The sequence below is a fragment of the Flavobacterium soyae genome (assembly GCF_045348165.1).
Classification (GTDB): domain Bacteria; phylum Bacteroidota; class Bacteroidia; order Flavobacteriales; family Flavobacteriaceae; genus Flavobacterium; species Flavobacterium soyae.
The window spans coordinates 2491963-2504297 of sequence record NZ_CP150845.1; the positions used below are offsets into that span (position 1 = coordinate 2491963).

Sequence of the window (12335 nt, forward strand, 5' to 3'; positions counted from 1 at the left end):
GTTTTTTAAAAGGCTAATTGAGGTTCGTTTATTAAGGCTTTGGTATTTAATTTGAATTTAACATCTCCTGTTTCAAGACCTAAATCTTCGATTACAAAATTTAGGTAATCTTGTTTCAGATATTTTTCATCACGAGGATATACAATCATTATTGATGTAGAATTACTCATACCATACATTCGGGGATAAATAAAGTCGGCTAGGGCAAGAGTGTCTTTTGTAGGAGTGTAAACATGCAGCTTTTCTTCCATTCCAAAAGCCAGTTCATTGACCATTTGTCCAAATTTTGCTTTGTCCTGTGCAACGCCATTTAATAATTCCTGATTGTTCTTTGACATAGAAAGATTGAAATACATGTATTTACTGTATTGTTTTCTTAATTTTTCTATTTTAGAAGGATTATTATTGTCTGTTAATTCCTGTTTTACTAATAAATCAGTGGGTCTGTATTGTAAAACATAGTCAACATCGGATACGGTTTTTTTGTAATGATAACCGTTATCTTCATCTTGTATATAATCATTCATTTCCTCTTGTGTATCAAATGATTTGGTACAAGAGGAAATGAATAATAATAAAAGAAATACTAAAAGTTTATTTTTCGTCATATTCAGCATTCAGGCCTTTTAATACTTCTTCGGTAAGGTCAGTAGATTCATCTGCATACATGATGTTACCACCACCGCTGGCGCCAAATATGATTTTGTAGTTATGGTCTTTTCCGTATTCTTTGATATAATCGTTGATATCATTGATTACGGTTTGCGTTACTTTTTTGTCTTCTTCCTGAATTTTTTTCTGGATAGCTTCCTGGTAGCCATTAATTTGCTGCTGTTTGTTAGATAACAGCTCTTGTTTTAATTTTAATTCTTTAGGAGATAAAGAAGTTCTTTCTTTTTCGTAATTTTTTAATTCATTCTGCCAATTACTGATTAAAGAATCAACGTTGGCTTTCATTAAAGAAGCTTTTTTGTCAAACTCAGCTTTTGCAACTTTTGTTTTACTGTATCCGGTGATTAATTTGTTTACATCTACATAAACTAATTCTGAACTTGATTTTGCAAAATAGATTGCAATAATACTTAAAAGGACTGCAAAACCTGCAGCATACAAAGGCATTTTTTTCATTTTTGTTTCTTAGGATAATTTTAACAATATTAATCAATTTACTGTTAATTTATAAGTGTAATTTGTCTTTTTTTTAACATTTGTAAGTCGTTGATTTTCTGTTTTTTGTGCTATGTTTTTGTTGTTTAGATTAAGCGGTATTTTTAATTTATTACGTAATGTTATTCGTAAAACATGCAAATATTGATTTTTATATTCATTTTTCTTTACGGGAAACCTCATTTTGGATATTTTTTTTAAAATAATCTTAGTTCTAATCTAACTTCCAGAAACAAAAAAAGAGCAAAATCTAATGACTTTGCTCTTTGCTTTTATAATGGTTGAAATTAAAGAATTTTCTATGTCGAAAAAGCCAACCCCTTAGCTTTAAAACTACTAAACAAAACTTGCTTAGCTGTACTTATAGTTTCTTCGGTTCTGTAAATACTGCACCAAAATTTAATCTGTATTTTGAATTTTCCATCAGAAATAGAATTGTAATAAATTTGAGATGGTTTGGTGTTATTTACTAAAGGAAGACTTTCAAGCGAACTTAAAATAGTTGCATTTATATTTTCGGGAGTTGCATCGCCGCTAATTTCAATAGCAATATCTACCAGTTTAAAATTATCAGTATACGTCCAGTTGGTAATGTTTTGAGATAATAAGTTACCATTTGGGATAATAATTTCGGCACCATTTGGGGCATTGATTTTCGTTGTACGTAATCCCATTGATTTTACTCTTCCAGATTCAGAACTGATATCGATAACGTCTCCAATTTGAATAGGTTTATCAAAAATCAAAATAATACCCGAAACGAAATTGTTTACTACATTTTGAAGTCCAAGACCAAGACCAACCCCTAATGCTCCTAAAAGAATACTCAGTTTATCTAAAGGCATTCCAGAAGCGGCAACGGCTAAAAGATAACCCACAATCAAAACAATAAGTCTTGTAATTAATAATTTAGAATGCTGTCTTTTGTTGATGTTTTCTTCGTTTTCGTCTTCAATTTCTCCAAAAAAGTAAGCAACATAATTCTGTAGTAAATGTGCGGCCCAGACAATAATGAAAAACAAAACGATATTCCCAAAAGTGAAAGTGATGCTTCCAATGGTATTTGGTCGACTTAGTAAAGTACCAATAGAAGAACGCAAAGACTCCCAGATATTTAAATTGGAAGCAATTACCACCAGCCACATATAACTGATTACTATAATGAACGGTTTTTTAAGTGTATCCGATAAATTTTCGTAATCGAAAATCTTTTCAATTCCGCGTTTTATTCTTGTTGTATAAATCTGTAAAAGGATTATTTCCAGAATTATTTTTAAAAGAACACTTAAAGCAACAATCTGCGTCAGCGAAATAAATGCTGTTAGACTCAACATGTTTGAAAGCGAAACTCTTCCGAAAATATTATAAAGAATTGATAATCCATTTAATCCGATGAAAATAATGCTGGCCCATTTAAAAAATCCTTTGATATACAATTGATCTTTTAAACTTTTAATTTGAACTAAGCCATATCGAATTCCCAGAATATTTATAATAATAAAAGAACAGCGTTGAAACAGTCCAACTTCAATAAAAAGATCCAGGAAACATAGCGCAAAAAATAATCCAAAAAGCAGCAGCCAGTTGCGCATTGATTTTCCAGACCAGTCATTCTTAAATAAAATTGTCAGCACACCTAACAAGCCAAGCTGAAGCAGTTCTAAAAATAGGGCAGGAGCATATAAATTTGTAACGACAGCAATATTTAAACCTATTACAATTACAGGTAAAATTACACCCCTGTTTAAATATTTAAAATTAAAAAGGGAAAGATTCTCGGCGTGACCATTAGACTTTAAATATTTCAAATTACGAGAAATATACCATGCTAAAAGTCCCATGAAGAAACATAATGTAATTAACCCGCCGGCTTTATAGCTTAAATAATAAGCAGCAACATTTTCTTCAATTATAACTTTTGCTTTAATGTTGTGAGACACCACTTTTTTTGCTGTAGAATCGGTGCTCCATAACGATGGATACTCTTTTTTAAGAATGCTTATTCCAGACTTTTCGAGTTTTGTCTCTACAGTTGTTAATGCATTAGAAACTGCTATTTTATGTTCTACTGTCAGCCTTTTTTTGACATTTAAAATTTCCTGATTTTTTGTCATCAGGCTGTCTGTTTTTAGATAACTTTTTTTAAGACTGGCTAATTCTGTTTTAAATTGTTTTCTGCGAATGGTATCTTTTATAAGTGTAAATAAAGTTTTGTCTTTACGTAGATCAAGAATTTTATTTTTAATTTTTTCCAGATTTGCATTGCGGTGATCTATCGCTTTATTTTGTTCATTTAATTCCTGTTCGATTTCTTTTAAAACAATGCGGTACATTTGCTGATTTCGCACATTTGGATTAGCACCTTTAAGGCTTGCCAATATTAAATCGAGTTTACTTTCTGTTCTTTTAATTTCCCCAAACAAATGAAAAGTGTTACCTTCAAATTCGGAATCATTAGCAGCTGATTGTAAAACATCTCCGGCTTTTTCAATTGACATTAAGTAGTCACTATCTGTTGCGGTTTCTTCAAATAATTTAGACTTGTTTTCTGTTTTTGAAGCTGCATTCTGTGAGTAAGAAAATGATACAGAAAATAGTATCATTAGTAAGGCGGATAAATAAGAATTTCTTTTTGAAATCATAATTAATTTGGTGATTTAAGGTCTCCAAATTTAATTGTTTTTTGGATAGGAATGGTTTTGTAAATGGGAAATTTGGTTAACGAAAATGGCATAAATATAAAATAATGTTTTAACTTACTAATTCAACATATCTAATATTAGTGATGTTAAATCGTCTAATATCGGCCCTAATTTTTAAATCCCCAGAAAAAACATCTGAGAACACAATATTGGTATTATAGTCTCTGATACGATATTGACTTCCGATACGTTCAAAATAAAAAGTAGGTGGATTTGTTTTCATTACAAAAGTTTCTAAATAACCAATGGAACTGCCATAAAAAAGACCTGTAGATTCTTGATAAGCATATAAATGTGAGTTTGTATCTGGTCCATTTAAATAAACTTTCGCAGCAAATTTCACTGAATTGTCGACTGCAGATATTAATGATATAGAAGGTTCATCTGGAGAACCAACCACTGCACCTAGGGGCGATCTTGTAAGGGTAAAATAAACTCTAAAATTTTTATTATTTGGAATTGTAAAGCATGTTGCCGCACAAGGAACATTGTATAAATTTAATTTAATATCTCCTTTAGTACTTAAATCAGGTGTTCCACTAAAAACGGTCCAATTTGAAATATCTGGTTTATAAACTGTGCCTAAAACAATTAGCATGCGTCTGCTGAATGTTGCACTAACTCCATTATTTAAAATGACATCAAAATCACCTTCTATTATACCTGTAGTTAGATTAACCTGTATTTCGTTGTCGTTAATAAATGTTATATAATTTACAGTTTGTCCTTGTATAGTTACTGTCATTGAAGGAGTAAAGAAAGCTCCTTTAATAGTTAAATTACCAGTAGTATCAGGTAAAAATGTAAGTACAGCATCTCCTATAAATGGAGCCTGGAAGTTTGGCAATGAATACATTTTTAAATTTCCATTCACATCAGTGCCCAAAATCTTATTTGCTTGTAATGAACCAAAAGTTTTATCTATTTTATTATCCACTAAATCTTTTAAGATTTTGCCCTGTCTTGCATCTAAAGATTTTCCTTCTTCAATATAATCGAGTGCGTTGTAATTATCAATTTTGATTTCATTCAAATTACTGAATTGTAATTCACCAGTTGAATTTGTTGTTAAAATTTTGTCAGGTTGATTTTTCTCTAAATCAGCAACTTTTATTCTGTTATATTTTGTGCTCATTTTTTACAATTTCTCCAGTTTCAATATTAATTTTAATATCTCCATATTCATTTTTATTTTATGTATTTGCAATGTTGTTAATTAGTGCTATTTTATATCAGTCCTAAAATCTTGTGTTACTCAATTGAAGGACTGATGATTAACTAATAAATTGTATTAAAAGTTGTTTAGAAGTTTATTTTTAAAATGGAAAAGACATCCCATTTCCTGAATTGTATAGTTTATTAACATCATCTTGACTTAATACCCTATTTTTCCAAATCCCAAGCTCCTCAACATATCCAACATGTCTAAGGCTTGAAGCTGTACTCCAGGTACTGGTACCAATTCTAGTTATGCTTGTTCCCAAATTCATTCCTGAATATTGGCCAATACTTGTATCGTTTATTGTCTGACTAACTGAGTTAATATATATATTAGTGCCAGGAACTGTTTTAGAACCATTATCTGTAACTACAATATGGTACCAATTGTTTAAAGATATAATTCCATTTGGTGTAATGGCACTTTGGTACATAGCATTTGATCCTCCCGAAAATTTGGTTAATGTTGCGGCGCCAAAAGGAGTTAAATGTATTTGCCACTCAGTATCAGTTGCTCCGCCTCTTTTATTTATGATCCAGTTCCCAGTAGATGAAAAAGTAGTCGCATAAAACCAGAATGAAACACTAAAAGGGATGTCAGCTCCATTTCCCGATGTAAAACTAAAATTTGCATTATTTGCAATATCAACATATGCTAGACTTGATGAAGGAAAATTTATTGCGTTTCCTATTTTTCCAGTTACATAATTTGTATTTGTAGCAACTCCATTAGGAGATTTACCAGTTGACTCGGTAACATCTCCATTAAATTTGTAATACGCAGCTAGGTTGTCTTCTAGTTTGGATTTTCTTCTTCCAAATATAGTATTTTGTAATAAGCTTCCCATAATTATACTCCTAATAATAAAATACTATTTGTGTTACCTCTTTTTGTGAAAGTGAAAATTTGTTTTTCAGCAGTTACAGAAGGTGTTCCAAATAACCATGTATGAGGTGCTGTAATTGCCCATGTTACATTTACCCCAGGTAATGTAATACCGTTAAAAATGAAACTGTCAATTAACGAAGATGGAACTGTAACTGTGCAGCTTGTTGTGAAAAGTATTGTTTTTCCATGCCAAGAAGCGGGAATAGCTTGACTTGTACTTATTTCTAATTGACTGTATATATCATCTATTGTAGCTAAAGTATACGAACCATTAGATTTTGAAGGCAGTTTCAACTCAATATTAGTTGTAGATGAATTATCAGAAGTTAGTACCGTAGAATAAATTGATCCTTTTGCAAATACAATTTGATTAGGAGTAATTCTAGTCGCTATCGTGTTTGAACTAATTGATTCATCCGTAACAGAAATAGCAGAAGGCTGTATGTATGTTTTCATCTGTGTAGAAGGAACTAAAACGTTAATACCTTGATAGTCCATATTAACTACAGAACTGAATGGCGAGCCAATAAACTGCATACTTGTATTGGTGGCAGAATTTCCATTCTCTAATACAGATTGTAGGTTTTGTGTTTCTTGAGCAACATCGCTAAATTGCAATTCACCGCTTTCATTAGTTACTAAAATTTTATTTGGTTGATTTTTTTCTAAATCGGCTACTTTTATTCTGTTATATTTTGTGCTCATTTTCGTTGTTTTTTTAATTATTATAAAATCTTTATTATTAATGAAATTAAAATTTCTTTTATATTTTTAATTAGTAAACAATTTTACGATCTCCAGTTGCTGTTTTGTATTCACATCCTACAGGAAGACCAGCGGCAATAGCTGTAGAATTATCTGGATAAGTTGGCATGTTTAACCAAACTAAATACCCATTTTCATCAATGTAACATCTTAATGTTTCGGTTTGTAAATTTGTTCCTGATGTTGTTTTTTGACCAGTTATAAATTGAATTCTCGATTGACCGGCACCTTTTCCAACACCAGCTTTTTGTTTTAAAGTACCTCCATTTAAATTAGGCAGACCAGATGAATTAATATTGTAACTGTAAATATCCTGTGAACCTGATGATGTATTCATCCAGGCTGTAAAAAGAATTGTTCTGCATAATGCTAAACTTCCGCAGGCAAATCCAAAAGAAGCATTTTGACTTATTGCAGAGCCAGAACCATTTGCAAATTTATAGAGACCAGTTCCTGATGAACAAAACAAATCTCCACCTATTCGATCCCAAACAATTCCGTTCCAAAGTAGTAAAGTACTATCCATTTGGGTAAAAGAACCAGTACTATTAGTTTGTTTGTATAAATATCCGTTACTACCTCCTAAAAATGTACTACCTCCTTCTGCAACGTAAACATTATTGTTTAAATCAGAAGTTAATGATACATAATTACGGGAAGTTTCTCCTATATCTACAAAGGAACCAGTACTATTTGTTTGTTTATAAACCTTGCCACCTGTTCCAAAAGTACATGCATAAATATCATTGTTAGGTGTTATTGTAATTCCGGTTCCATAAAATCCCGAAGGTAATGACGCATATAAAACAAAGGCACCGACCCCATTTGTTTGTTTAAATATATTTTTTGCTTGATTAATGTAATAAACATCTCCATTCGGGGATTCACAACCTCCCCACATATTATTTCCAGTGGCTAAGCCTGTAGCATAAACTGAAAAAATACCAGAAAGTCTATCTAATTTATACATAACTGTTCCTGCACATGCATAAACATTATCAGAGTAATTGGAAGAAAAGACACTACTTGGATAGATTGGAAACCCTGCAGACATTTTTCTTATATTATTATGTCCTTGAGAATTACTTGCATTACCTCCTTTTAAAATAAAATCTGTTCCATCAAAACCTGAAGAGGCCGATTCAGAGCCAATACTATTTTCTCTTTTTATAGAATTAAATTGTAAATCTAATTCTGCAATCTGATAACTGTCAATTAAAATTTTTGAACCTGTGTCTGCAATTCTACTGTTACCTAAAGCAGTTCCACTTGCACTATATTTAGGCATAAAATTAGGGCTTCCCGTAATGTCTGATGTTAATACTACAGTGCCATTTTTATCTGGTAAAGTATAAGTTCTTGATGCTGTGTTTGCGTTCGTAAAAAATGAAGTAAAAGTATTTGCAGCATTTCTTAAACCTAATTTACCGGCAAGAAACGTTTTAATTCCCAATACAGTCTGATCGTTTGAAATTCCCAAATACAGCGTATCAAAATAAGTTTTAAGAGTATCTTTAATGTTATCAATTAAATCTTTTAAAACCTTACCCTGTCTGGCATCTAATGATTTACCTTCTTGCGTATAATCTAACGCATTGTAACTATCAGTTTTAATATTATTAACATCACTAAATTCTAATTCACCATTAGAATTTGTTGTTAAAATTTTGTCAGGCTGATTTTTTTCTAAATCAGCAACTTTTATTCTGTTATGATTTGTATCCATTTTGTATGATTTACGGAATATTTATATATTGAATATCAAAATCAAATTGATGAATTTGATTTTTTATTTTGCGAAACATAAATAACTGCTGCTCTTTGTGAGCTTGCAGCATATTGAAGATCGCCATTGGGAGAACCGGAATTACAAGTTTGTAAAAAAAGATTTATTGTAATGAAGGCACCAGTTTTGCATGAATAAAGTTTTTAGCACCAATATCTAAGCTGCGTTATTAGTTGATAAATTAATGACATTGCTTAAGTCCGATCTATTATAAAAAATGTCAACAGCAATTAAACTAATAGCATAGCTGGTATTTTCTACAAAATCGCTAATTATATCACCGGATGCTTTTAACTCTTGTTTATAAACACCATTGACATATACTTCATAAAAATCTATACCATTTTGAGAAGATGGAGTAGTAAATTGAAATTTCATAGAAGTACTATTAATGGTTATTACCGATAAATCAATAACTGCATTTGGTTTTGTAAAATCTGTAACATATCTAACAATGGCTGATCTATTTGTAATAGCCCAGGCAATATCTTTATCCACACCTCCCAAGTAGCTTGTTTGCGCTAAGGGGCTGGCGTAAATCTTAAAACCGGTTTTGTTTGAAGCAAATACAAAGTTATTTAAGGCTGCTGATGACCCACTTCTTAGAATTGCTAGTTTTGGAATGTAGACAGTTTCTAATGAGGTACACCCATCCATACCTGAAAAACTCCACTCAGAGTAAGAAGCTTCTGGAAGAATTATTCGTTTTAGTTTAGGGTTGATTCTAAATGATCCATAACGTCCTTTTAAGTTAGTTACATTTGGTAATGATATCTCTACAAGATTTGTATTAGTAAAAGATTCGTCTCCAGTATTTAGTAATCCGTTTAATTTTATTTTTTGTAATAGCGTGGCTGACCTGAAAACCCGACCTTCATCTGTTACTGCTAAATTCTTTTCGTCAATAAAATAAGTCATATTACTGCTCAGCCAGCTGCTATTTGTTAAGCTGTATGTACCTCCAATAATTGCACATTCAATATTATTATCTAAAATGCGGAACATTTTAATACGACTGGCAGAAATGCCTAATTTAGCCGCTAATAGAGCAGGTGTATTTATAGCATTGCCAATACCGCCTATGTATGTATTTATTTTATAATTGGATTTCCCAAAAATAGTATTTTGTATTAGTGAACCCATTTTATTTTATTTTAAAAACATTTTTAGCCCTTAAATTTGATTGATGATAATTTAATTCCAAATCCGGCATTATAAATCCTATTTTAAATTTAAAAATCTGTTTAGGTTAAATTTATCTATGCCGAATTTGAAAATCTTAAAGATTTAAAAGAAGAAAAATGTTTTAGTTTTTACTTAAATCCAATTTTAATTTAAGGATTTGGATTTTCTCCTTCTTTATAATTATGAGTTAAAATTCCATTTGCGAAATAGGTATGAAATGGATTTAATGTCAAAGGAAAGATTCTTCTCTTCTCTAAATTAATAGTAACTGCTGTAACCGGAATAATTTCATTATTAATGCCATAAAGGTTATCACCAGCCTGAATATCTCCTAAAGGAATAAATCTCCAAGAGCCATTACGTTGAATGAGTTGTAAGTGAGTTGGAGTAGCTTCCAATAATCCGTCGTTGACAATTATTGTTTTATAAGCATCTTTTTGCGTTAATTTAGTGATTGGTGATGTGATTCTTTTTTCTGATAAAGAATTAGAAGACCATTTGTATAATTCATTAGCATTATTGGTATCAATGAGTGTTTCAATCTCAGCAGAAAGAAGCAGTTGATCGAGATGCAATTCTTCAATAGCTTTTTTAGAACCATCTGGAAGTGTAATCAACGTGCCTTCGACAAAACAGCCGCCGCCTGATCCTCCAGTTGAATTATCACCAGTTGTCTGATAAGTTTCATTACTAGGGACAGAAAGGTCTCCGGCTGTATTTCTTGTTGAAACTTTATAATAATAAGTAGTATTAGGGCTTAATGCATTATCTGAATACGTTGTTATATCTGCAGTGTTTATTGACATGTGCGGTGACCATGTACCACCAGAATCTACTTTTCGATATAGCTGATATCCGGTAATTCCGATATTATTATGCGGTACAGACCATGATAAATCTATCGTCATTCCATCAGATGAAAGACTACTTGTAATAGCAGGAATATTAATTACACAAGTCCCTAAATTATTTGCATAAATTTGAACATTTTCTTCCAGCCAGGCAATGGCTTGGTTATTTGCATCAATAACACTGATATTAGATACAAACTGGTTTGCATAAGCAGTAAGAGTAATTTCTGTACCAGCTTCTCCGGCAGAGCAGTTATTTTTTGTTACAGTTTTAGTTTGTTCTGTATTATAATATCTTGTATCAGGAGGACAGCTTATTGTATCTAAAATGGGTGCGATGTAATCTGGATCGGTTGTCACATTTGGTTTTATATCTCCAGTCGAAGTACCATCGTCTTTATAGTATCTTTCTAATAAAGTAAAAGATTTATATCCTGTATTTGCCATATTTTAATAAGTTATTATAACCTTTGCGGTTGAGAGATTATTAGAATAATTAATGTAACCAATATGAGCAACATCGTTTATTGGCAGATTTTTTCCTTGTATAGAAATATTTTTTGAAAAGTTTAATTGCTGGATTTGCTCGCCATTATTATTTATAATGTCTTTCCCTACTTTTTCCATTGTACCACCATGGAAAGTGGTAATTTCTACATCAATATTCCCTGTGGCTTTAGAACTCCACCAAACGGCAGCCATTCTTACCTGAATATTATTTAAATTGGAATAAACTTCTTTTACTTTTTTGAAATTTATTAAGCATGTTTCTGTGCCCGTTAAATCTGTAATATCACCGCCCCACATGATATAAGAATCCTGTGCAGCTGCATTTAAAGGAAGTTCGTTTTTTAGTCCGTAGCCTACCCACTGATTGTCTAAAGTATCAATACCAGTATTTACAAAACCAGTAAAAGTATCTAAATCACTTCCGGCTCCTAATGCCCATCTGTACTTAATCACCATATAATCGAAAGGTTGTAAAGTAGTTGGCGGTTCAATTACACAAGATGGATTTGCTCCACGCCATGCCGTTTCTCTAATACTACAGATACCAGTATTATTAGCATAAGCCTGAGCATTTGCATTAAGCCATGATTCAGCCTGTTCATTTGCATCAGCTATACTTACAGTTGACACAAATTTATTTGCACTAGCGGTTAAAGTAACCAGATTTCCGGTTGTTCCTTTAGAACAATCATTTTTTTTAACTGCTAATGTTTTTTCTGTATTATAATAAACCTCTGTACCCTCTATAGGAGTATAATTTTCTAAATAATTAAAAGGTTTATATGTTGTATTTTCTTCCATACATTATGTTTTAGTTAATAATAATGTTGTCTTTTTGTTTTCTAAAAACCATTAGAAAGTCATTGAATAATTGTTTTTATTATGATGGCTGTGCAGGCCAGACAATAGATGTTAAGTCATCGAGACCAGTTAAATCCCTTAATGCCTGTCTGTAATTTCTCCATTTTGTTTTTTTCTCTTCTGAAAGAGGCGAATCATCTAATTGTGTCCAGTCACTACTAATCAGCAGTACATTTCTGGTTGTTCTTAGATTTTCTAAAATACTATCCTCACTCTGTACGAAAGCAGAATAAGTATGTTTACCATTAATTACCTTATAATTTTTAGATAATGCCTGCTGCCATTCTTCTGCAGTTAATTCAATATTTGGCTGTGGGATATTCTCATGGATTCCTTCAACATAAAAGCCTGTGTATTCTCCATCTTTGTTGTATGTTCCTTTATACATGATTTTTTTATTT

At 31.5% G+C, this 12335-nt stretch carries 11 protein-coding genes; all 11 read right to left on the minus strand.

Going from position 1 to position 12335, the window contains the following annotated elements:
• Positions 1-5 precede the first annotated feature (5 nt).
• The 11 genes from AABD74_RS10655 to AABD74_RS10705 all read right to left on the minus strand — a co-directional run bounded on the left by AABD74_RS10655 (position 6) and on the right by AABD74_RS10705 (position 12322).
• Entirely contained in the window at positions 6-608 is a 603-nt protein-coding gene (locus AABD74_RS10655; protein ID WP_406845511.1) for a hypothetical protein, read from the minus strand.
• Positions 595-1128: an OmpH family outer membrane protein gene (locus tag AABD74_RS10660; RefSeq protein WP_406845512.1), complete on the minus strand. Its 534-nt coding sequence runs from the start codon at positions 1126-1128 to the stop codon at positions 595-597. Before AABD74_RS10660 ends, AABD74_RS10655 begins: the two co-directional genes overlap by 14 nt.
• A gap of 338 nt (positions 1129-1466) precedes the next feature.
• On the minus strand, positions 1467-3770 hold the full coding sequence (locus AABD74_RS10665; RefSeq protein WP_406845513.1) for a mechanosensitive ion channel domain-containing protein: 2304 nt from the start codon (positions 3768-3770) through the stop codon (positions 1467-1469).
• Between the two features lie 148 nt (positions 3771-3918).
• On the minus strand, positions 3919-5004 hold the full coding sequence (locus tag AABD74_RS10670) for a hypothetical protein (protein ID WP_406845514.1): 1086 nt from the start codon (positions 5002-5004) through the stop codon (positions 3919-3921).
• Between the two features lie 181 nt (positions 5005-5185).
• Positions 5186-5935, minus strand: coding sequence for a LamG-like jellyroll fold domain-containing protein (locus AABD74_RS10675; RefSeq protein WP_406845515.1), 750 nt, complete (start codon positions 5933-5935; stop codon positions 5186-5188).
• A gap of 2 nt (positions 5936-5937) precedes the next feature.
• Positions 5938-6681 (minus strand): hypothetical protein, encoded by a 744-nt coding sequence (locus AABD74_RS10680; RefSeq protein ID WP_406845516.1) that lies wholly within the window; start codon positions 6679-6681, stop codon positions 5938-5940.
• 70 nt (positions 6682-6751) lie between these two features.
• The gene (locus AABD74_RS10685; protein WP_406845517.1) at positions 6752-8467 is read right to left on the minus strand and encodes a hypothetical protein; all 1716 of its coding nucleotides are present in this window, start codon (positions 8465-8467) and stop codon (positions 6752-6754) included.
• Positions 8468-8683: 216 nt separating this feature from the next.
• Positions 8684-9670, minus strand: coding sequence for a hypothetical protein (locus tag AABD74_RS10690; protein ID WP_406845518.1), 987 nt, complete (start codon positions 9668-9670; stop codon positions 8684-8686).
• Positions 9671-9861: 191 nt separating this feature from the next.
• Positions 9862-11010 carry a DUF5977 domain-containing protein gene (locus AABD74_RS10695; RefSeq protein WP_232681063.1) on the minus strand — a complete coding sequence of 383 codons (1149 nt, stop codon included), beginning with the start codon at positions 11008-11010 and terminating at the stop codon, positions 9862-9864.
• A gap of 3 nt (positions 11011-11013) precedes the next feature.
• Positions 11014-11874: a DUF5977 domain-containing protein gene (locus AABD74_RS10700; RefSeq protein ID WP_406845519.1), complete on the minus strand. Its 861-nt coding sequence runs from the start codon at positions 11872-11874 to the stop codon at positions 11014-11016.
• 79 nt (positions 11875-11953) lie between these two features.
• A complete protein-coding gene (locus AABD74_RS10705) occupies positions 11954-12322 on the minus strand; it encodes a tail fiber assembly protein (protein ID WP_406845520.1) in 369 nt (122 codons plus the stop codon).
• Positions 12323-12335 lie beyond the last annotated feature (13 nt).

Excerpts from the sequence above, each read along its gene's own strand:
- AABD74_RS10655 (WP_406845511.1), bottom strand. The coding sequence starts at position 608 with ATGACGAAAAATAAACTTTTAGTATTTCTTTTATTATTATTCATTTCC.
- AABD74_RS10660 (WP_406845512.1), bottom strand. The coding sequence starts at position 1,128 with ATGAAAAAAATGCCTTTGTATGCTGCAGGTTTTGCAGTCCTTTTAAGT.
- AABD74_RS10665 (WP_406845513.1), bottom strand. The coding sequence starts at position 3,770 with ATGATACTATTTTCTGTATCATTTTCTTACTCACAGAATGCAGCTTCA.
- AABD74_RS10670 (WP_406845514.1), bottom strand. The coding sequence starts at position 5,004 with ATGAGCACAAAATATAACAGAATAAAAGTTGCTGATTTAGAGAAAAAT.
- AABD74_RS10675 (WP_406845515.1), bottom strand. The coding sequence starts at position 5,935 with ATGGGAAGCTTATTACAAAATACTATATTTGGAAGAAGAAAATCCAAA.
- AABD74_RS10680 (WP_406845516.1), bottom strand. The coding sequence starts at position 6,681 with ATGAGCACAAAATATAACAGAATAAAAGTAGCCGATTTAGAAAAAAAT.
- AABD74_RS10685 (WP_406845517.1), bottom strand. The coding sequence starts at position 8,467 with ATGGATACAAATCATAACAGAATAAAAGTTGCTGATTTAGAAAAAAAT.
- AABD74_RS10690 (WP_406845518.1), bottom strand. The coding sequence starts at position 9,670 with ATGGGTTCACTAATACAAAATACTATTTTTGGGAAATCCAATTATAAA.
- AABD74_RS10695 (WP_232681063.1), bottom strand. The coding sequence starts at position 11,010 with ATGGCAAATACAGGATATAAATCTTTTACTTTATTAGAAAGATACTAT.
- AABD74_RS10700 (WP_406845519.1), bottom strand. The coding sequence starts at position 11,874 with ATGGAAGAAAATACAACATATAAACCTTTTAATTATTTAGAAAATTAT.
- AABD74_RS10705 (WP_406845520.1), bottom strand. The coding sequence starts at position 12,322 with ATGTATAAAGGAACATACAACAAAGATGGAGAATACACAGGCTTTTAT.